A 19,828-nucleotide genomic window follows, 5' to 3' on the forward strand; every position below is an offset into this window, starting at 1 on the left:
TGTGCCAGCCGCTAAGCCTGCTCGGGCGACAGGGTTGGCGGCGCGAGGTGCCGTTCCAGCAGCACCGCCACATGCACCGCCTCGCGCTGCGCGCCGTCCGCGATCTGGTGGCGGCAACTGGTGCCGTCGGCCACGACGATGGCGTCGGGCCGCGCGCGGATCGCGGGCAGCAGGCTGGCCTCGGCCATCTGCATCGACACGTCGATGTGCCGCGCTTCGTAGCCGAAGCTGCCCGCCATGCCGCAGCAGGAGCTTTCGATCAGCTCGGGCTCGGCACCGGGAATGAGCCGCAGCACGTCCAATATCGGGCTCACCGCGCCGAAGGCCTTCTGGTGGCAGTGGCCGTGCAGCAGGATCGGCGCCGTGGCCGGCGTGAGCGCGAGCTTGAAGCGGCCTGCCTTCAGTTCGCGCGCAATGAACTCCTCGAACAGCAAAGCCTGCTTCGCCACGGTTTCGGCCTTCTTGCCGAAGCCCATCACCAGGGTCTCGTCGCGCAGCGTGAGCAGGCACGAGGGCTCGAGCCCGACGATGGGAACACCGGCCTCGGCCAGCGGCCGGAGCGCGTCGATCAATGCTTCCGCACGGCGCTTGGCCTCGCCCACCATGCCGCTCGCCAGGAAGGTGCGGCCGCAGCAGTGGTGCCCGCCGCTCTTCTCGACCGTGTGCAGCGTGTAGCCCGCGGCCTTGAGCACGCGGGCCGCCGCCAGCGCGTTCTCGCTTTCGAAGGTGCCGTTGAAGGTGTCGACGAAAAGCACCGCGGCGCGGCCGCCGTTCGCCTGCACCGACAGCACGGCCTCGCGGCTGGCGAACATGCCGTGCAGGTCGGCCTTGGCGCGCCAGAAAGTATCGGAGCGCCATTCCGGCAGCGACCGGCGCGCCGAAAAGCCCAGCAGCTTCTCGCCCAGCCAGGCCGCGCCGGGCAAGGTGTTGCGCAGGTTCATGAGCCACGGCACGCGGCTCGCGCGGTGCGCATAGTCGGGCATGTGCGCCACGAGCTTGTCCTTGAGCGAATGGCCGTGGCGCTTCTTGTAGTGGTCGAGGAACTCGATCTTCATCTTCGCCATGTCGACGCCGGTCGGGCAATCGCGCTTGCAGCCCTTGCAGCCGACGCACAGGTCCATGGTCTCGTGCATCTCTTCGCCGGTGAAGGCATCGGCGCCGAGCTGGCCCGACAGCGCCAGCCGCAGCGTGTTGGCGCGTCCGCGCGTGAGGTGCTGCTCGTCGCGCGTCACGCGGTAGCTCGGGCACATGGTGCCGGCGTCGAACTTGCGGCAGTGGCCGTTGTTGTTGCACATCTCCACGGCCTTGGCGAGGCCGCCGGTGCTGTCGCCGCCGGTACCGGGCGCGGTGGTCTGCTCGGTCACCGGGTCGGCATTGACGTTCCAGGCCGACCAGTCGAGCACGGGCTTGAGTTCGATGCGCCGGTAGGGCCTGGGCGCGGTGGGCGGCGCAAAGCGCAGCAGCGAGGCGTCGTCCATGCGCGGCGTATCGACGATCTTGCCGGGGTTGAACAGGTTGGCCGGATCGAGTTCGCGCTTGACGGCGCGGAAGGCCTCGTTGATGGCCGGGCCGAACTGCCATTCGATCCACTCGCCGCGGCACAGGCCGTCGCCATGCTCGCCGCTGAAGGCGCCCTTGTACTTGCGCACCAGCGCGGCGGCTTCTTCCGCAATGGCGCGCATCTTGGCGCCGCCGTCGGTGCGCATGTCCAGGATCGGCCGCACGTGCAGCGTGCCGACCGAGGCATGCGCATACCAGGTGCCGCGGCTGCCGTACCTCGCAAACACCTCGGTCAATGCATCGGTGTATTCGGCCAGGTGCTCGAGCGGCACGGCGCAGTCCTCGATGAAGCTCACCGGCTTGCCGTCGCCCTTCAGGCTCATCATGATGTTGAGGCCGGCCTTGCGCACTTCCCAGAGGTTCTTCTGGCGCGCGTCGTCGGGCATTTCGACCACGCTGCCGGGCAGGCCGAGGTCGCCCATCAGCTCGACCAGTTGCCTGAGCTGCGGCAGCAAAGCGGCCTTGTCGGCGCCGGCAAACTCGACCAGCAGGATGGCCGCGGGCTTGCCGATCAGCGCGGTTTCCACCGTGGGCTTGAAGGCCGGGTTGGCGAGGCTCAGCTCGATCATCGTGCGGTCGACCAGTTCCACCGCCGTAGGGCCCAGCTTCACGATGTGCTGCGCCGCATCCATGGCCGCATGGAAGGTCGGGAAGTTGACGATGCCCAGCACCTTGGCGCGCGGCAGCGGCGCGAGCTTGAGCTTGAGGCTCCTCGTGTAGGCCAGCGTGCCCTCGGCGCCGATCAGGAGGTGCGCGAGATTCACGCTGCCGTCGGCGGTGTAGGGGCGCTCGCTCTGGTTGTCGAAGATGTCGAGGTTGTAGCCGGCCACGCGGCGCAGCACCTTGGGCCAGTGGGCGTGAATCTGCTCGCGGTGCGCCAGCGCGAGCCCGTGCACGAACTTCGCGATGCCCGCCGCACGGGCGCCCAGCGTGGATTGCGGCCCGAACTCCACCAGCTCGCCGCTCGAGAGCCAGGCACTCGCGCCCAGCACGTTGTGCACCATGTTGCCGTAGGCGATGGAGCGCGAGCCGCAGGAGTTGTTGCCCGCCATGCCGCCCAGCGTGGCCTGCGCGCTGGTCGACACGTCCACGGGGTACCACAGGCCGTGCGTCTTGAGCTGCGCATTGAGATGGTCGAGCACCAGGCCGGGCTCGACGGTGGCGGTGCCCTCCTCCACGTTCACATCGAGCACGCGGCGGAAATGCTTGCTGTTGTCGATCACCAGCGCGGCGCCCGTGGTCTGGCCGCACTGGCTGGTGCCGCCGCCACGCGCGAGCACCGGCACCTTCAGGTCGCGCGCGATGTCGATGGCCGTGGCAATGTCGCGTTCATTCGTCGGCACGAAGGCGCCGACCGGCGTGATCTGATAGATCGACGCATCGGTGGCATAGCGGCCGCGCGAACCGGCGTCGAACAGCACTTCGCCCTCGGTCTCGGCGCGCAGCCGGCGTGCGAGCAGCTCGCAGGTGTCGCTGGGCGGAAGAACGGTTCCGGCGGGCTGGATGTGGCTGGCGGGATCGACGCGCATGGTGTTGTGGTGGAGCTCAGCTCGCCTTGTGGGCCTGGGGATAGATTTCGCCGGCACGCAGCAGCGCCAGCACGGTGTCTCGCTTGCGCGTCAGGTGCGCGACCAGCACCTTGCGCATTGCCGGCGCATCGCGAGCGGCCAGCGCCTCGATCATCTGTTCGTGCTCCTCGACCGCGCTCTTCCACTTGGCCTCGTCCTGGTTGGTGCGAAAGCGCAGCGACTGCACGCGCGCATTGATCGAACGGTAGGTGCTCGATAGCACCGGGTTCGCCGCCGCGTCGTTGATGGCGGTGTGGATGCGCGCGTTGAGGCGGTAGTAGCCCGAGAGATCGTGCCGCGCGAAGCAGGCCATCATTTCGTAGTGCAGCGCGCGCACCTCGGCCAGTTCTTCGTCGGTGATGCGCTTGGCCGCGAGCTCGCCCGACATGCCTTCGAGCATGGCCAGCACCTCGAAGGTGTTGAGCACGTCGGCTTCGGTGAGCTTCACCGCCACCGCGCCGCGGTTGGGCAGCAGGTCGACCAGCCCTTCGGCCGCCAGCAGCTTGATGGCCTCGCGCAGCGGCGTGCGCGAGACGCGCAGCTGGAGGCAGAGCTCGCGCTCGTTGAGCTTGGCTCCGGGCGCGATGTGCCCTTCGACCAGCATCGTGCGCAGGCGCGAAGCGACCTGGTCGTGCAGCGCGAGGCGCGAGATTTCGATGATGTCTGCGGTCATTTCTGTTTCCCTTGAATGCATTTTGAATGCAAAAAACCACAGCCGCAATCCTATTGAATACGGGTAAACCATCATGTCTAAATCAGTTTTGAATGCAAAACTGAAAGCGAAAGGACAGTCCATGCTGCAACTCGACATCCATCCCACCGGCCGCCACTTCCTCCAGATCCCCGGCCCGAGCCCGGTGCCCGACCGCATCCTGCGGGCCATGAGCCTGCCGACCATCGACCACCGCGGGCCCGAGTTCGGCACGCTGGGGCTCAAGGTGCTCGGCGGCATCAGGCAGATCTTCAAGACGAAGCATCCGGTCGCGATCTACCCCGCTTCCGGCACCGGCGCCTGGGAGGCTGCGCTCGCGAACACGCTGAGCCCGGGCGACCACGTGCTGATGTACGAGACCGGCCACTTCGCATCGCTGTGGCAGAAGATGGCCACGCGCCTCGGCCTGTCGACCGAATTCCTCGCCTGGTCCGGCAAGGACGAGCAGCTGCCTGCCGCGCCCAGCTGGCGCCGCGGCGTGCAGGCAGACCTCATCGAGGCGCGCCTGCGCAAGGACACCGAAAGGAAGATCAAGGCCGTGTGCGTGGTGCACAACGAAACCTCCACCGGCGTCACTTCCGACATCGCCTTGGTGCGCAAGGCCATCGACGCAGCAGGCCACCCTGCCCTGCTGATGGTCGACAGCATCTCGGGCCTGGCGAGCGCCGATTTCCGGCACGACGAATGGGGCGTGGACGTCACCATCAGCGGCTCGCAGAAGGGCCTGATGCTGCCGCCCGGGATCAGCTTCAACGCGCTCTCGCCGCGCGCGCTCGAAGCCTCCAAGGGCGCGAAGCTGCCGCGCGCGTTCTGGGCCTGGGACGAGATCGTGGAGATGAACAAGGACGGCTACTGGCCCTATACGCCCAACACCAACCTGCTCTACGGCCTGTCGGAATCGCTCGACATGCTGCTGGGCGAGGGGCTGGACAACGTGTTCGCACGCCACCAGCGCTGGGCCGCCGGCGTGCGCGCGGCGGTCGATGCCTGGGGCCTGCCGATCCAGTGCGCCGACCCGGCCGTGTATTCGCCCGTGCTCACCGGCGTGATCACGCCCGAAGGCGTGGATGCCGATGCGCTGCGCCGGCTCATCCACCAGCGCTTCGACCTTTCGCTGGGCACGGGCCTGGGCAAGCTCAAGGGCCGCATGTTCCGCATGGGCCACCTGGGCGACAGCAACGACCTGACGCTGGTGGCCATGGTGGCGGGCGTCGAGATGGGCATGAAGCTCAGCGGCATCAAGCTCGCGGGCAGCGGCGTGCAGGCCGCGATGGACCATTTCGCGAGCCATGCCGCGGCGCATGCCGGCTTGCAGAAGGCCGCGTAGCCGCAAGAAAACACCGGCTGGCCTTTCGAGCCCGGCACGCATCGGACCCACCACCACTGGAGACAAAGATGATGCAGAGACGTTCGCTGATCCAGGCCGCGGGTGCCGCGGCCGCAACGCTGGGCGTGCCCCGGCTCTTCGCGCAGGAGTGGCCTTCGGGGCCGGTGCGCATCGTGGTGGGCTTTCCGCCCGGCGGCGGCACCGATGCGCTCGCGCGCGTGGTGGCGCAGAAGCTCACGGTGATGTGGAACCAGCAGGTCATCGTCGAGAACAAGGGCGGCGTGGCCGGTGTGCTGGCGGCCGAATACGTGTCGCAGCAGCCCAGCGACGGCAGCACGCTGCTCATGGCGCACATCAACAGCCATGCGCTCGCGCCCAGCCTGCAGCCCAAGCTGCGCTACAGCGTGGAGCGCGACTTCGTGCCAATCGTGCTGGTGGGCGTCACGCCCAACCTGCTGATCGCGAGCCCGGCGCAGAAGGCGCTCACGGTGAACGACATCGTGGCCGCCTGCAAGGCCTCGCCCGGCACGGTGAGCTTCGGCTCAGCGGGCGCGGGCTCGGCGCAGCACCTGGCGCTGGAGATGTTCAAGCTGCAGGCCCGGGTCGATGCAATGCATGTGCCCTACAAGGGCAGCGGCCCGCTGCTGGCCGACCTGATGGGCGGCCAGATCCAGTACAGCTTCGAGACCATGACTGCGGCCACGCCGCACGTGAAGAGCGGCCGCGTGCTGGCCGTGGCGCAAACGCGCGGCAAGCGCGCCAAGGGACATCCGAACGTGCCGACGATGCAGGAGCAGGGCTTCGCGGGTTTCGAGGCCACCACGTGGTACGGGCTCGCGGGCCCGGGCAAGCTGCCGCAGGGCATTGCCGAGAAGGTGAACCGCGACGTCAACACCGTGCTCGCGATGCCCGACGTGCAGGAAAAGCTCGACACCTACGGCGCCGAGGACGGCGGCGGGTCGCAGGACAAGTTCAAGCAGTTCATCTCGACCGAGATCGCCAAGTGGGCGAAGGTGGTGAAGGACGGCAAGGTGCATGTGGATACTTGACTCAAACGCTGTTGTTCGGGGTGCGCTCCCGCCGACGGGGGACATTCGCGGAGGGGAGTACCCGGTGGCCTGTGCACGCGCCCTGAACAGCAGCGCCCCGAACAAAAACCTCCCGAACAAAACACAAAAGCAGCGAAGACAATCCCTCCATGACCCCTTCGATGACAGCCCTCGCCAACGCCCTGATCCAGGCCCGCCAAACCAACCAGACGCTCGATACCACGCCCTGGCTCAACACGCTGGAGACGGCCGAGCAAGCCTATGAAGTGCAGGATGCCGTTGCCTCGGCGCTGGCCTGGTTCAGCGACGAAACCGTGCCCCGCGCCTGGAAATCCGGCGGCGCCTCGCGCAGCGCCACGCTCACGCATGCGCCGCTGCCCCCGGCCGGCGTGCGCACGAGCCAGGCGGATTTTGGCGACCTTGCCTTTCACGTGCCCGGCATCGAGGCCGAGATCGCGCTGCGCCTCGGACAGGACGTGACGCCCGCGCAAGCCGCGCAGCTCGACCATGGCGATGCGGCTTCGCTCATCGATGCCATGGCCGTCTCGGTGGAAATCGTCGATTCGCGCTGGCAGGACCTGGCCGCCACGCCCGCCTTGTTGCGCCTGGCCGATTCGCAGGTGCATGGCGCGCTTGCCATCGGCGAGTGGCAGCCCTATGCGGCGGTCGACTGGGCTTCGCAGCGCTGCGAAACGAAGGTCGGCAGCGCCGACACCGTGGTGCGTGAAGGCACCCATCCGCTGGCCGATCCGGCGTGGCTGCTGCCGATCTGGTTGCGCCACGTCACGCGGCACGGGCAGACGGCGCCGGCCGGCACCGTGGTCACCACCGGCTCGTGGGTCGGCATCGTGCCCTGCCGCCGCGGCGATCAGGTGACGGTGGAGTTCGCCGGCATCGGCGCGCTGCGCCTGAGCGTGTAGCGCCCTCCTCCCACGCCCGAGTACGCCACCAGGAAGTCGAGCACCGCGCGCACGCGCGCCGGCAGGGTGCCCGCCTTGCCGATGTACACCGCGTGGATCGGCTCCACCTCGCCAGGGTTGAATTCCTCGAGCAGCGGCACCAGCCGGCCGGCATCGATGTCGTGCTGGATGTGGTACAGCGACAGCCGCGCCACGCCCGCGCCGGCAAGGGCCAGCTGGCGCAGGGTTTCGCCGTCGCCCGCGCGCACCGGCCCGGCCACGGGCAGCGCAATCATTCGTCCATCCACGCGCAAGGGCCAGTCGGGCGTGTTGCGCCGGTAGGACCAGCCCAGCCGGTTGTGCGCCTCCAGTTCCTGCGGCGTGTGCGGCGTGCCGTACTTCGCAAGGTAGCCCGGCGAGGCCACGATGGACTGGCTGGTCTCGCCCAGGCGCCGGGCCACCAGGTCGGACGGCGGCAGCTGGCCCCAGCGGATCGCGATGTCGGCGCGCTCGTCCATCAGGTCGACGATACGGTCGGTGAGCGCGATGTCCAGCGTGATCTGCGGATGCAGCTCGAGCAGGCGCGGCACCAGTGGCGCCAGCTTGTGGTGCCCGAAGGACACGCTCGCGTTGATGCTCACGCGCCCGCGCGGCGCAGCACCCGCGGCGGCGCAGCGCTCCGCCTCGTCCATGTCGGCCAACACGCGCGTGCTGCGCTCGTAGAAATGCAGGCCTTCGGGCGTGAGCTGCAGCTTGCGCGTGGAGCGGTACACCAGCTGGATGCCCAGCCGCAACTCGAGCCGCGCGACCAGCTTGCTCACAGCCGAGGGCGTCATGTCGAGCAGGCGCGCCGCCGCGGAAAAGCCGCCGGCTTCGACCACCTGCACGAAGGCTTCCATTTCGCCGGAGCGGTTGACATCGATACGCGGCATGGTGGGCGTCCTTGTTTATGACTTCAATTCACAAGTGCGTGTAGCAGCGGCATTCTAGTCATCAAGTCCGGATGCCCGCACAGTACAGGGCATCATGCCAATCGCTCTACTCGCCCTTACCGCCGGTGCCTTCGGAATAGGTACCACCGAATTCGTCATCATGGGCCTGCTGATGCAGGTCTCGGCGGATCTGCACGTCTCCATCACGGCTGCCGGCCTGCTGATTTCGGGCTATGCGCTCGGGGTGGCCGTGGGCGCACCGATCCTCACCATCGCCACCCGCAAGCTGCCGCGCAAGACCGTGCTGCTCGCGCTGATGGCGATCTTCACGCTCGGCAACCTGGCCTGTGCGCTCGCGCCCAGCTACGAGCTGCTGATGGCCGCGCGCGTGGTCACCTCGCTCGCGCACGGCACCTTCTTCGGCGTGGGCTCGGTGGTGGCCACCGGGCTCGTCGCGCCAGAGCGGCGGGCTTCGGCCATTGCCATCATGTTCACCGGCCTCACGGCCGCCACGCTGCTGGGCGTGCCGGCCGGTGCCTGGCTGGGGCTGCAGTACGGCTGGCGCGCCACCTTCTGGGCGGTGACGCTGATCGGCGTGCTGGCCTTTGCGGTGCTTGCCGTGTTCGTGCCCCGCGTCAAGGGCGAAGCCAGGCCGGCGCCGCTGCGCGAGGAGCTCGCGGTGCTCGCGCGGCCGCAGGTGCTGCTCGGCCTGGCGATGACGGTGCTCGGTTTTGCGGGCGTGTTCGCGGTGTTCACCTACATCCAGCCCTTGCTGACGCAGGTCACGGGCCTGTCCGAATCGGCGGTGTCGCCGATCCTGCTGGTGTTCGGCGGTGGCCTGGCCGTGGGCAACATCCTCGGCGGCAGGCTGGCCGACAGGTCGACGATGCCCGCCGTGCTCGGCACGCTGGTGGCGCTGGCCGCGGTGCTCGGCACGATGCAGTTCACCATCGGAACGCCGTTCGCGGCGGTGGTGTTCGTGGGCCTGCTCGGCATCGCTTCGTTTGCCACCGTGGCGCCGATGCAGCTGCGCGTGCTCGAGAAGGCCTCGGGCGCGGGCCAGAACCTGGCGTCGAGCCTCAACATCGCGGCCTTCAACCTGGGCAATGCGCTCGGCGCCTGGGTGGGCGGTGTGGTCATCGACCATGGCCCAGGCCTGCGTGCGCTCGGCTGGGTGGCCGCGCTGCTCACGCTCGTCGGGCTGGCGATCGCACTCTGGAGTCGTTCGCTCGACCGGCGCGAAAACCGCAATGCCGAGGCGGCCGATTGCGCGTCGGCACAGGCCTGAACTCCCCATCTTTTTCAACGACCATAAAGACAAACATCATGGAACAACGCTTTCTCGGCCGCTCCGGCTTCAAGGTCCCCGCACTCGGCTTCGGCGCCGGCACCTTCGGCGGACAAGGCCCGCTCTTCAGCGCCTGGGGCAACACCGACGTCGAAGGCGCACGCAGCATCGTCGACCTCGCGCTGGACGCCGGCGTGACGCTGTTCGACACGGCCGACGTGTATTCGAACGGCGCTTCGGAATCGATCCTCGGCGCCGCGCTCAAGGGCCGGCGCGACAAGGCCATCATCTCGACCAAGCTCGCGCTGCGCGCCGGCGACGGGCCGAACGACGTCGGCGCCTCGCGCCACCACCTGATCGCCGCGACCGATGCCGCGCTCAAGCGCCTGGGCACCGACTACATCGACATCCTGCAGCTGCACGCCTTCGATGCGATGACGCCGGTCGAGATGGTGCTCGACACGCTCGACGACCTGGTGCGCGCGGGCAAGGTGCGGCTGATCGGCGCGTCCAACTTCTCGGGCTGGCAGCTGATGAAATCGCTCTCGGCCTCCGACCGGCTCGGGCTGCAGCGCTTCGTGGCCAACCAGACCTACTACTCGCTGATCGGCCGCGACTACGAATTCGAGCTGATGCCGCTGGGCCTGGACCAGGGCCTGGGCGCCATCGTCTGGAGCCCGCTCGGCTGGGGCCGGCTGACCGGCAAGGTTCGCCGCGGCCAGCCGCTGCCCGCCGGCAGCCGCCTGCATGAAACAGCCGGCTTCGCGCCGCCCGTGGACGACGAGCGCCTGTACCGCGTGGTCGATGCGATGGACCAGGTGGCCGAGGAAACCGGCAAGACCTTGCCGCAGATCGCGCTCAACTGGCTGCTGCAGCGGCCCACCGTGTCGAGCGTGCTGATCGGCGCGCGCAACGAGGAGCAGCTCAGGCAGAACCTCGGCGCGCTCGGCTGGCAGCTCAGCGCGGAGCAGATCAAGCGGCTCGATGCGGCCAGCGCGGTGACGCCGCCCTATCCTTACTACCCGTACTGGAACGGTCAGTTCGCCGAGCGCAGCCCGGTGGCCGTTTGAGCTGACCGCGGCTCGGCCGCGAGCTGGTCCACCAGGCCGTCGACCTTCTGCTCGGCCTGCCGCAGCGACTCGGCCAGCAGCTCGCCGCCGAACTCGTCGCATTCCGCCGCGGCCTCAAACACCTCGGTGATGCCGATGTAGCCGAACACCGACCGCACCGTGCGCTCGGCATGGTTCAGGTGCGCGATGCGTCCACCCGGGTCGTAGCCGTGGTCGCCGCGCGCGCCAAGCAGCACCATGCGCTTGCCCGCATCGGCGAGCATCGGCCAGTACGGCACCGCGCCGCGCGCACGGTCGAAGCCGAAGGTGCGGCCCACGCGCACGATGTTGTCGATCCAGGCCTTGAACTGCGCGGGCACGCTGAAGTTGTACATCGGCAGGCCCACCACGATCAGGTCGGCGGCCACGAGCTGGTCGACCAGCCGGTCGCTCTCGGCCAGCGCGTCGGCCATCCAGGGTTCGCGCTCGGCGGGCGCGGTGAACGCGGCGTGAATCCAGCGGGCATCGACATGCGCGGGCGGGTGCTGGCCCACGTCCAGGTAGTCAACGCGGTCGTTCGGCCGCGCCTCGCGCCAGCGCTCGACAAAACGCGCGGACAGCCGACGCGTGTGCGAGCCATGGGGATCGATGCCGGAGCGGCCCGGGCGGGCACTGGCGTCGATGTGAAGAAGGTTCGTTGTGTTCATGGATGAATTTCTCTGTTCTGTCTTGCACTGCCACAATGGCGGCACAGGTCTCTAATCTAGAGACGCGCTCAGCTAACGACAAACGATCATTTCTCCATCGATGAACGAGATTGGCTCATCCGTTCGGCGCCCCCGGCGCCTGCCTCCCCTGCTCTCTCTGCGGGCCTTCGAGGCGGCGGCCGCGCACCTGAGCTTCCAGCGCGCGGCGCTCGAACTTTCGGTCACGCCCTCGGCCATCAGCCACCAGGTGCGCGCGCTCGAAGACACGCTGGGCCGGCCGCTGTTTCGCCGGCTCACGCGGCAGCTCGCGCTGACGCCTGCGGGCGAGCGGCTCTTCGACGACCTGCGCGCGGGCTTCGACGCGCTGGAGGCCGGCGTCGAAAGGCTGCGCCAGCCATCGGCCGCGCAGGCCGTCACGCTCACCACCAACACCGCCTTCGCGGCCCGCTGGGTGCTGCCGCGCATGGCGGCCTTTCGCAAGGCCTGCCCGGGCATCGAGCTGCGACTGCATGCGAGCGACACACTGGTCGACCTGGCCCGCGGCGGCGCCGACATTGCCGTGCGGTCAGGCAGCGGCAACTGGCCGGGCCTGGTGTCGCGCGAACTGATGCCCGAGCGCTACGCGCCGCTGTGCAGCCCGATGCTGGGCCTGAAGCGCGCGGCCGATCTGCCGAAGCACGAGCTGATCCATTGCGACTGGCAGCCCGGCGCCGCGGCGCCCGCGCTGTGGCCGCGCTGGTTCAAGGAAGCCGGCCTCACGCCGCCGCGGGGCCGGTCGATGAAGGCCGCGGGCCTGTCGTTCTCGGACGAGACCCATGCCATCCTTGCCGCGCTCGCCGGCCATGGCGTAGCGCTCCTGAGCCTCACGCTCGCGGCCGAGGAACTGCGCAGTGGCGCGCTGGTGCAGCCCTTCGGCCCGGCGCTCGACACGGGCAGCTACTTTCTCGCGGTGGCTGCCGGGCATGAAGGGGAGCCAGCCGTGCGCGCCGTGTGGGAGTGGATTGCGTCGCAGGCTGCGAAGGCCTGAAACCAACCCGCGCGCGTCCCCGGCGCCAGCCTCTCACGCCCCGCGCAACTGCTCCCGCAATTTCTGCCCGATCTCCGGCCGCTCGAGAAACGGATCGGCCGGGTTCTTGACCGCCACGATGTTCTCCATGCGGCTTCTCACGTTGCCCAGCGCCTTCGGATGGCTGAACACGTAGAACTGGTTGTCGCTGATGGCATCGAACACCTTTGCCGCCACCTCGGCCGCCGTGATCTTGCCGCTGCTCACCGCCTTGTTGCTCATGGCCTGGCCGATCAGCTGGCTCCTGGTGAGCTCGGTTTCCTTGGGCGCATTCGGCCGGTTGCGCTCGCTGCTGGTAATGCCGGTCGGCACGAAGTACGGGCACAGGAGGCTCGCACCGATCTGGTCGGTGACCAGTGTCAGGTCCTGGTACAGCGTCTCGGTCAGGCTCACCACCGCAGCCTTGGCGGCGTTGTAGATGCCCATGTTGGGCGGCGTGAGCAGACCGGCCATGCTGGCGGTGTTGGTGATGTGGCCGCGGTAGGCCGGGTCTTTCGCAGCGGCCTCGAGCATCATCGGCGTGAACAGGCGCACGCCGTGGATCACGCCCCACAGGTCCACGCCCAGCACCCACTCCCAGTCGGCCACGGTGTTCTCCCACACCAGTCCGCCCGCGCCCACGCCGGCGTTGTTGAACACGAAGTGCGGCGCGCCGAAGCGTTCCTTCACGGCAAGGGCCAGGGCCTCCATCTGCGCGGCGTCCGACACGTCGACCTTGCGAGCCAGCACCTGCGCGCCCGCGGCTTCCATCTCGGCGCGGGCCTTGTCTAGCGCGTCCTGCTGCACGTCGACCAGCACGAGGTTCATGCCGCGCGCAGCGCCGATGCGCGCGCACTCGAGGCCGAAGCCCGAACCCGCGCCGGTGAGTACGGCCGTCTTGCCCTTGAAGTCCTGAATCATTTGCCGGTGTCCTTCTTGCGTTGAATGTCTCTGACCGAGGTTGGAGCCGCTATTGAAATACGGAACGCGCCGCGGCGCAGTCACGAAGGTGCCCCATGCCGGCGCTTTTGCTTCTTCTTCAGGCCTCTGCTTTCTTCAGCACGTAGCCGATGCGCGGGAAGTGCACGTGCACCGTGCCTACGCGCTCGTGGCTGCGCTCCAGCGTGTAGTGCGTGCGCGTGGCGGCCACCAGCGTGCCGGGGGTTTCCTCCAGGCCAAAACTCTCGGCGCGAACGGTGACCGCGCTGCCCAGTGCAATGCCGTGGTCATCCTGGAAGGTGCTGTCGGTCAGCAGCGTGTGCGGCGTGCCGGCCTTGGCGATGGCGATGGCTTCGTCCGAGCTGGATTTTTCGGTTGTGCCATGGCCGATGGCGGCCATGCGGTCCATCCAGTCGATGACCGCGGGCGTGAGATCGAGGATGCCGCGCACCGAGTCGATGCGGCGCGTGTACCAGAGCGGGTGGTAGGCCGAGAAGTCGGCAATGCACGGCACCTCGCCGAGCAGGTAGGGCTTGTCGTCGAGCATGTCGGACAGGCGGCGCAGGTACGACTTGTAGGCGCTGGTGGCGTCGGCCGGGCGCAGCCGCGTCATGTTGCCCGTGCTCATCTTCGCGCGGTCTTCGCCGAAGGCCTTGGCGGCCTCAGGCGGCGCCTTGGCAAAAATCTCGGCCGCGCCCCGGGGCTGCATGCTCCACGCCATGGCGGCCCAGAACAGGGTGGTGTCGGCCCATTGCGCGAGGATGCGCGACATGCCCTTCTCGGGCTCGGGGTAGAGCGTGGCTTCAGGCTGCAGGTGCTCGAGCACATCGGCGATCAGCGCGCTGTCGCAGTAGATGTCGGCGCCGATCTGCAGGAACGGCGTCTTGCGGTAGCCGCCCGTGAGCACCTCCACATCGGGCTTGGGCATGACGGGAGGAATGAGCACGGACTTCCACGCCAGCTTCTTGGCGCCGAGGATGAGCCGCACCTTCTCGGAGAACGGCGAGGTGTTGTAGTGGTGCAGGATGAGTTCGGCCATGTGCTGGTTTCCCGTGGATGAAGTGTTGTGGAGCGGAGTTCAGCGCGGCTGCGCACGCTCGATGATCGAGTCGAAATCGGTGCCCGCGCCCAGCGTGCCGAAGGCATTGCCCCAGTCGCCGCCCAACCGCGATGCGCAGAAGGCGCCCACGACGGCCGGCGGCGCGGTCTGTGCAAGCAATGCCGCCTGCACCGCCAGGGCCACGTCCTGCGCGAGGCGTCGCGCCTCGGCCTCGGAAGCCATGGCTTCGATGCGTGCCGGCAGCGCGCCGGCCAGGCGGTCGAGCGCCGCATGCTGGCCGCGCGCGGGCGCCAGCTCTTTCGCGAGTGCCGCCACCGCATCGCCCTTGCGCAGGCCGCGCAACAGGTCGAGCGCCATGATGTTGCCGGCACCTTCCCAGATCGAGTTGAGCGGCATCTCGCGGTAGATGCGGGCCATGATGCCTTCGCCGCCCTCTTCCACATAGCCGTTGCCGCCGAGGCATTCCATGGCTTCCTGGGCGAAGTGGCTGCCGCGCTTGCAGATCCAGAACTTGGCGACCGGCGTGAGCAGGCGCGCCATCAGGCGCTCGTGCTCGTCGGCCTGCTGGTCGAAGGCGTGCGCGAGGCGAATGGCCAGCGCCGTGGAGGCCTCGCTTTCGAGCGCAAGGTCGGCCAGCACGCTCTTCATGAGCGGCTGCTCGATCAGCGGCTTGCCGAAGGCCATGCGCTGGCTCGCGTGGTTGAGCGCGATGCCCAGCGCCTGCCGCATCAGGCCGCTGGTGCCCAGCGCGCAGTCGAGCCGGGTCATGGTGCCCATCTCGAGGATCTGCGGAATGCCGCGCCCCTCTTCGCCCACGAGCCATGCGCTGGCGCCGTGGAACTCGACCTCGGAGCTCGCGTTGGCCTTGTTGCCGAGCTTGTCCTTCAGGCGCTGGATGTGGATGGCGTTGCGCGTTCCGTCGGGCAGCACGCGCGGCAGGAAGAAGCAGCTCAGGCCGGCGGGCGCCTGCGCGAGCACGAGGAAGGCATCGCACATCGGCGCCGAGAAGAACCACTTGTGGCCGGTGATCGCGTAGCGCTCGCCCCAGGCGTCGCTGCCATCGTGCACCGCCTTGGTGGTGTTGGCGCGCACGTCGGAGCCGCCCTGCTTCTCGGTCATGCCCATGCCCATGGTCAGGCCGGGCTTGTCCTTGAACAACACAAGCGCCGGGTCGTACCAGAGGCTGCCGAGCTTCGGGCCCCAATCGGCGTACACGGCGGCATTGCCGCGCAGCGCGGGCGTGGCCGCGTAGGTCATCGAGACCGGGCAAAGGATCGATGGCTCCAGCTCGGTGAAGAGCATGAAGCCTGCCGCCCGCAGCACGTGCGGGGAAGCGGAAGTGCCTGTCCAGGGCGTACCGTGCAGGCCCGCGCCCACAGCGGCGGCCATGAGCACGTGATAGCTCGGATGAAACTCCACCTCGTCGATGCGTCGCCCGAAGCGGTCGTGCGTGCGCAGTTCAGGCGGGTGGACGTTGGCGAGCCGCGCATGCGCCTGCATCTCGGCCGAGCCGAGTGTACCCCCCAGCTCCTGCAACTGCGCCACCTGCAGTTGCGGCGCATTGAACTTCAACGCATCGCGCAGGGGCCGGTTGGTTTCGAAGAGGTTGTAGCCCACCAGCGGCTCGGGCTGGTTGAACACCTCGTGCGTCGTTTCCATGGCCGGCTCCTTTGCCGCGCGTTCAGCGCATTCAGATCAGCTTGACCAACTGCTTGCCGAAATTCTTGCCCTTGAGCAAACCCAGGAAGGCCTCAGGGGCAGCCTCGATGCCTTGCGCCACCGACTCGCGCGGCCTGAGCTTGCCGCTGGCCACCAGCGCACCGAGCTCGGCCAGCGCCTCGGGCCACACCTCCATGTGCTCGCTCACGATGAAGCCTTCGATCTTCATGCGGTTGATGAGGATCAGCGCCGGGTTCGCAAGCGGCAGCGGCTGGCCGTCGTAGCCCGCGATCATTCCGCACAGCGCCACGCGCGAGAAGGCGTTGGCGCGCAGCAGCACGGCGTCGAAGATGTAGCCGCCCACGTTCTCGAAGTAGCCGTCGATGCCGTCAGGGCAGGCTTCCTTGAGCGCGGCGCTCATGCTCTTCACGTCGGGATGCTGGCGGTAGTCGATGCAGGCATCGAAGCCGAGCTCGTCGGTCACGTACTTGCACTTGTCCGGCCCGCCCGCGATGCCCACCACGCGGCAGCCGCGCGCCTTGGCCAATGCACCGAACGCGCTGCCGACCGCGCCGCTGGCGGCCGTGACGACCATCGTCTCGCCAGCCTTCGGCGCGATGATCTTCACGAGGCCGTACCAGGCCGTAACGCCCGGCATGCCGACAGCGCCGAGGTAGTGCGACAGCGGCACCTGCGTGGTGTCGACCTTCTTGAGCGCACCGGGCTGCGAGGCATCGACCACGCTGTATTCCTGCCAGCCGCCGAAGCCCACCACCTTGTCGCCGACCGCGTACTTGGGGTGCTTGCTCTCCACCACTTCGCCGGCCGTGCCGCCCTGCATGACCTGGCCCAGCGGCTGTGGCTGGGCGTAGCTCTTGGAATCGTTCATGCGCCCGCGCATGTACGGGTCGAGGCTCATGTAGTGGTGGCGCACCAGCACCTGGTTGTCCTTGAGCGCGGGCGTCTCGGCGGTCACCAGCTTGAAGTTGCCGGCAACGGCTTCGCCATCGGGGCGGTTGTCGAGGTGGATCTGTTTGTTGGCAGGCATGGGTGTCTCCGGAGGAATGCAATTAATCGGTGGAAGGCGGGCGCATCGCGTTGGCGCTCGCGGGGCCTGTGGGCAGGCGGCGCTTCACGTACTTGAAGGTGCCAGTGGCGTGCGCGCACACGCGCTCCAGTTCGTCGTAGATCTTGGCTTCGGTGAAGGCCAGCGTCGCAGTGCGGTGGATCAGCGTGCCGCGCGCATGCAGCGGCCCGACCGAGGGCTGCATGAAGCTGGTCTTCATCTCGATGGTGACCACGCCCGTCTCGGGCGCCACGCTGCGTGCCGCTGCTGCCATGGTGATGTCGAGCAGCGTCATGCAGGCGCCGCCGTGCGTCACGTCGAAGGTGTTGAGGTGTTCGGGCTTGGCGGTGTAGATGATCTCGGACTCGCCGCCCTCGAACTTCGTGAGCTCGAAGCCCAGGTGCCGCGCGAACGGGATCTGGCTCGTGTAGGAGCGGATGTTGAGGTCGCTGGAATCTTCAGTCATTTCATGCACCGAGGACCACGCTCACGCCGCCGTCCACAGCCAGCCACTGCCCCGTGATGTGCTTGCCGGCATCGCTCGCGTACAGCAGCGTGAGCCCCTTCAGGTCTTCGTCGTCGCCAAGCCGCCCGAGCGGCGCATGCGAGGCCATCTTTTCCTCCCCGAGCGACTTGATCAGGCCGGCCGCCATCTTGGTCATGAAGAAGCCCGGGCAGATCGCGTTCACGTTGATGTTGTACTTGCCCCATTCGGCGGCCAGCGTGCGCGTGAAGCCGATCACTGCCGTCTTCGAGGTGTTGTAGGCCAGCGTCTGCATCTCGGGCGGGTTGCCGTTGAGGCCCGCGATCGACGCGATGTTGATGATGCGGCCCGTCTTCTTCGGGATCATGTAGCCGTTGGCGACATGCTGCGACAGGATGAAATAGCCGCGCACATTGAGGTTCATCACCTTGTCCCAGGCCTCGACCGGATGGCTCTCGGCCGGCGCGCCCCAGCTGGCGCCCGCGTTGTTCACGAGGATGTCGATCGCGCCCATGCGCTGCAGCATCTCGTCGGCCAGGCGGCGCGTGTCTTCTTCCTTCGAGCAGTCGGCCGCGATCCAGCGCGCGTCGATGCCGGCCGATTGCAGTTCGGCCGCGGCCTGCTCCAGGTCGTCAGCCTTGCGCGAGCTCAGCATGATCTTCGCGCCGGCCTCGCCGAGCGCATGCGCCATCTGCAGGCCCAGGCCGCGCGAGCCGCCGGTGATGAGGGCGGTCTTGCCGCTGAGGTCGAAGAGTTGCCTGGTGGTGCGGGGTGTCATGTCTGTGTCTCCGGAGTCGATGGAAAAGAAGGTTCGCGGTCCGAGGCCGCTACAAATCGGCGCTGGCGGCCTCGACCGCCGCGACCTTGCCCGACGCCACTGCTTTTTTCAGCAGGCGCCAGTCAGCCAGGTTGACATCGGCATAGGCCTCGGCAAAGTCCGCAAGCGCAGTATTGAAGGTCCTGGAGCGCCCGAGGTAGCCGGCGATGGCCCAGGCGTCGCCACCCTTGGCGTGCGCGCGCGCCAGGCTGTAGCCGCAGGCTTCGGCAAACTCGGCGAGGTCGACCGGCTTGAAGTCTTCGACCTTGTAGGAAGCCTTCATGTCGCGCAACTGGCGCACATAGAAGCCGCGTCCGCCCTGCTGCGCCTCGACCCAGCCGAGGAAAACGTCGCTGGCGGCTTGCGCCAGTCGCTGCCCCTGCACCACGCGCTGGCCCGGCGAGCCTGTATCCGGCGCCACGCCCAGGTGGGCTTGCAGCACCGATTCGCCGGCTTCCTTGCACTGAAGGAACAGGGGGTGGATCTGGTCGGCCACCAGCAGCAACAGGAAGCAGCGCCGGCCCACCGAGCCGATACCGGGCGTCAGCACCGCAACGTCGTGCAGCTCGTAGCGGTCGAACAGCCGCTGGCGCTCGGGCGCCAGGCTTGCGCGGTATTGCGCCAGGAACGCCGGCAACCCGGCGCGAAAGCGGCCGATCTCTCGCGCGGTGGCCTTGGCGTCGTGGTACACGAACGGCGGCCGGTCGCGCACCATGAGACGGCCCTGAACCATCTCGGTCGCCTCTTCGGCAAACACGCGCGAGGTGCTGCGCCGGGCCTTCTTGATGACCGCGAGCTCGGTCGCATCCTCGGCCCCGAGCTTCAGCAGCGTTTGCGAGGTGAGGCGTGCGTACCAGGCATCCAGCGTATCCATCCGCGCAAAGCGGCGCATGCGATCGCGGTACGCCTCGGCCATTTGCCGCACCGCGTCGCGCCCGACGCGCGGCTTGAAGCCCAGATCGCGCGCAGCCACGACGAACGAGGTGGCGAGCCGGCGCACATCCCAGTCGAAGGGACCCTGCAGGGTTTCGTCGAAGTCGTTGATGTCGAAGACGAGGGAGCGCTCGGGGCTGGCGAAGAAGCCGAAGTTCGCGAGGTGCGCATCGCCGCACAGCTGCGTCGCGATGCCGCTGTGCGGCAGCCTTGCCAGGTCGTTGGCCATCAGGCTGGCGGCGCCGCGGTAGAAGGTGAACGGAGTGGCCAGCATGCGGCCGTGGCGCACCGGCACCAGTTCGGGCACCCGGCCGCGATTGGAGGTCTTCAGCCATCCGAGCGGATCGCGGCCGGCCGCGTCGGGCTTGGGCGCATCCGCCCATTGGTCGAGCGCGCAACGGGCACGCTGTGCGCGGCCGAATGCGCGCCGGTCGGCCGGCGAGGCCTTGGCGTCGGGCGCGCGGGGTTCAGGCTTCATGGGCCAGGCGCTTCCTGCCTACTTGTCGTCGAGGCGCGAGCGCACGTAGATGAGCACGAAGCCCACCAGTGCGACCACGGCGCCAGGCACGGCCATCGACCAGCCGAGCGCCGGCTCGGTGCGGCCCGTGGCAATGCCGAGAATCACGAGAAACAGGCCGCCGTAGATCAGGATCCATATCCACTTTTCGAGCCGCGCATGCGGCTTCGGCGGCTTGACGGGATTGGGCGTGTTGTTGGGAGCGGCGTTGGCCATT

General features: G+C 68.2%; 18 protein-coding genes. 6 read left to right on the forward strand and 12 right to left on the reverse strand.

Annotated features, from left to right (window positions below; all coding sequences use genetic code 11):
* Positions 1-11: 11 nt before the first annotated feature.
* Both L1081_RS07960 and L1081_RS07965 read right to left on the reverse strand, forming a co-directional pair.
* The gene (locus L1081_RS07960) at positions 12-3,089 is read right to left on the reverse strand and encodes an FAD-linked oxidase C-terminal domain-containing protein (protein ID WP_489415944.1); all 3,078 of its coding nucleotides are present in this window, start codon (positions 3,087-3,089) and stop codon (positions 12-14) included.
* 16 nt (positions 3,090-3,105) lie between these two features.
* Positions 3,106-3,801, reverse strand: coding sequence for an FCD domain-containing protein (locus L1081_RS07965; protein WP_489415945.1), 696 nt, complete (start codon positions 3,799-3,801; stop codon positions 3,106-3,108).
* Between the two features lie 121 nt (positions 3,802-3,922).
* Between L1081_RS07965 and L1081_RS07970 the strand changes: the two genes are divergently transcribed.
* The 3 genes from L1081_RS07970 to L1081_RS07980 all read left to right on the forward strand — a co-directional run bounded on the left by L1081_RS07970 (position 3,923) and on the right by L1081_RS07980 (position 7,136).
* Positions 3,923-5,167, forward strand: coding sequence for an aminotransferase class V-fold PLP-dependent enzyme (locus L1081_RS07970; RefSeq protein WP_489415946.1), 1,245 nt, complete (start codon positions 3,923-3,925; stop codon positions 5,165-5,167).
* Positions 5,168-5,238: 71 nt separating this feature from the next.
* Positions 5,239-6,216 carry a tripartite tricarboxylate transporter substrate-binding protein gene (locus L1081_RS07975; RefSeq protein ID WP_489416753.1) on the forward strand — a complete coding sequence of 326 codons (978 nt, stop codon included), beginning with the start codon at positions 5,239-5,241 and terminating at the stop codon, positions 6,214-6,216.
* Positions 6,217-6,365: 149 nt separating this feature from the next.
* Complete coding sequence (locus L1081_RS07980; RefSeq protein WP_489415947.1) at positions 6,366-7,136, forward strand: fumarylacetoacetate hydrolase family protein; 771 nt, start codon at positions 6,366-6,368, stop codon at positions 7,134-7,136.
* Here the strand turns inward: L1081_RS07980 and L1081_RS07985 are convergent.
* Positions 7,085-8,047 (reverse strand): LysR substrate-binding domain-containing protein, encoded by a 963-nt coding sequence (locus L1081_RS07985; protein ID WP_489415948.1) that lies wholly within the window; start codon positions 8,045-8,047, stop codon positions 7,085-7,087. The genes L1081_RS07980 and L1081_RS07985 overlap by 52 nt on opposite strands.
* Before the next feature lie 94 nt (positions 8,048-8,141).
* Here L1081_RS07985 and L1081_RS07990 point away from each other — a divergent pair, with 94 nt between their 5' ends.
* Positions 8,142-9,335 carry an MFS transporter gene (locus tag L1081_RS07990; protein ID WP_489415949.1) on the forward strand — a complete coding sequence of 398 codons (1,194 nt, stop codon included), beginning with the start codon at positions 8,142-8,144 and terminating at the stop codon, positions 9,333-9,335.
* Between the two features lie 38 nt (positions 9,336-9,373).
* Positions 9,374-10,405, forward strand: coding sequence for an aldo/keto reductase (locus L1081_RS07995; RefSeq protein ID WP_489415950.1), 1,032 nt, complete (start codon positions 9,374-9,376; stop codon positions 10,403-10,405).
* On the opposite strand, the gene L1081_RS08000 is transcribed toward L1081_RS07995, so the two are convergent.
* Positions 10,372-11,091, reverse strand: a complete 720-nt coding sequence (locus L1081_RS08000) for an NAD(P)H-dependent oxidoreductase (RefSeq protein WP_489415951.1) — start codon at positions 11,089-11,091, stop codon at positions 10,372-10,374. The genes L1081_RS07995 and L1081_RS08000 overlap by 34 nt on opposite strands.
* Before the next feature lie 100 nt (positions 11,092-11,191).
* Between L1081_RS08000 and L1081_RS08005 the strand changes: the two genes are divergently transcribed.
* Positions 11,192-12,118 (forward strand): LysR substrate-binding domain-containing protein, encoded by a 927-nt coding sequence (locus L1081_RS08005; RefSeq protein WP_489415952.1) that lies wholly within the window; start codon positions 11,192-11,194, stop codon positions 12,116-12,118.
* A gap of 33 nt (positions 12,119-12,151) precedes the next feature.
* Here L1081_RS08005 and L1081_RS08010 read toward each other — a convergent pair whose 3' ends face one another.
* The 8 genes from L1081_RS08010 to L1081_RS08045 form a co-directional block, all read right to left on the reverse strand.
* Positions 12,152-13,057, reverse strand: coding sequence for an SDR family NAD(P)-dependent oxidoreductase (locus L1081_RS08010; RefSeq protein ID WP_489415953.1), 906 nt, complete (start codon positions 13,055-13,057; stop codon positions 12,152-12,154).
* 118 nt (positions 13,058-13,175) lie between these two features.
* On the reverse strand, positions 13,176-14,114 hold the full coding sequence (locus tag L1081_RS08015; RefSeq protein ID WP_489415954.1) for a glutathione S-transferase N-terminal domain-containing protein: 939 nt from the start codon (positions 14,112-14,114) through the stop codon (positions 13,176-13,178).
* Between the two features lie 39 nt (positions 14,115-14,153).
* Complete coding sequence (locus L1081_RS08020; RefSeq protein ID WP_489415955.1) at positions 14,154-15,794, reverse strand: isovaleryl-CoA dehydrogenase; 1,641 nt, start codon at positions 15,792-15,794, stop codon at positions 14,154-14,156.
* A 31-nt stretch (positions 15,795-15,825) separates the two neighbouring features.
* On the reverse strand, positions 15,826-16,842 hold the full coding sequence (locus L1081_RS08025; RefSeq protein WP_489415956.1) for a zinc-binding dehydrogenase: 1,017 nt from the start codon (positions 16,840-16,842) through the stop codon (positions 15,826-15,828).
* Between the two features lie 22 nt (positions 16,843-16,864).
* The gene (locus tag L1081_RS08030) at positions 16,865-17,326 is read right to left on the reverse strand and encodes a hotdog fold thioesterase (protein ID WP_489415957.1); all 462 of its coding nucleotides are present in this window, start codon (positions 17,324-17,326) and stop codon (positions 16,865-16,867) included.
* Position 17,327: 1 nt separating this feature from the next.
* The gene (locus tag L1081_RS08035; RefSeq protein ID WP_489415958.1) at positions 17,328-18,122 is read right to left on the reverse strand and encodes an SDR family NAD(P)-dependent oxidoreductase; all 795 of its coding nucleotides are present in this window, start codon (positions 18,120-18,122) and stop codon (positions 17,328-17,330) included.
* Between the two features lie 49 nt (positions 18,123-18,171).
* Positions 18,172-19,572 (reverse strand): DUF2252 family protein, encoded by a 1,401-nt coding sequence (locus tag L1081_RS08040; RefSeq protein WP_489415959.1) that lies wholly within the window; start codon positions 19,570-19,572, stop codon positions 18,172-18,174.
* Between the two features lie 18 nt (positions 19,573-19,590).
* Positions 19,591-19,827, reverse strand: a complete 237-nt coding sequence (locus L1081_RS08045) for a hypothetical protein (protein WP_319432532.1) — start codon at positions 19,825-19,827, stop codon at positions 19,591-19,593.
* Position 19,828 lies beyond the last annotated feature (1 nt).

The organism is Variovorax sp. MSC1_012, assembly GCF_023667525.1.
Taxonomy (GTDB): Bacteria; Pseudomonadota; Gammaproteobacteria; order Burkholderiales; family Burkholderiaceae_C; genus Variovorax; species Variovorax beijingensis_B.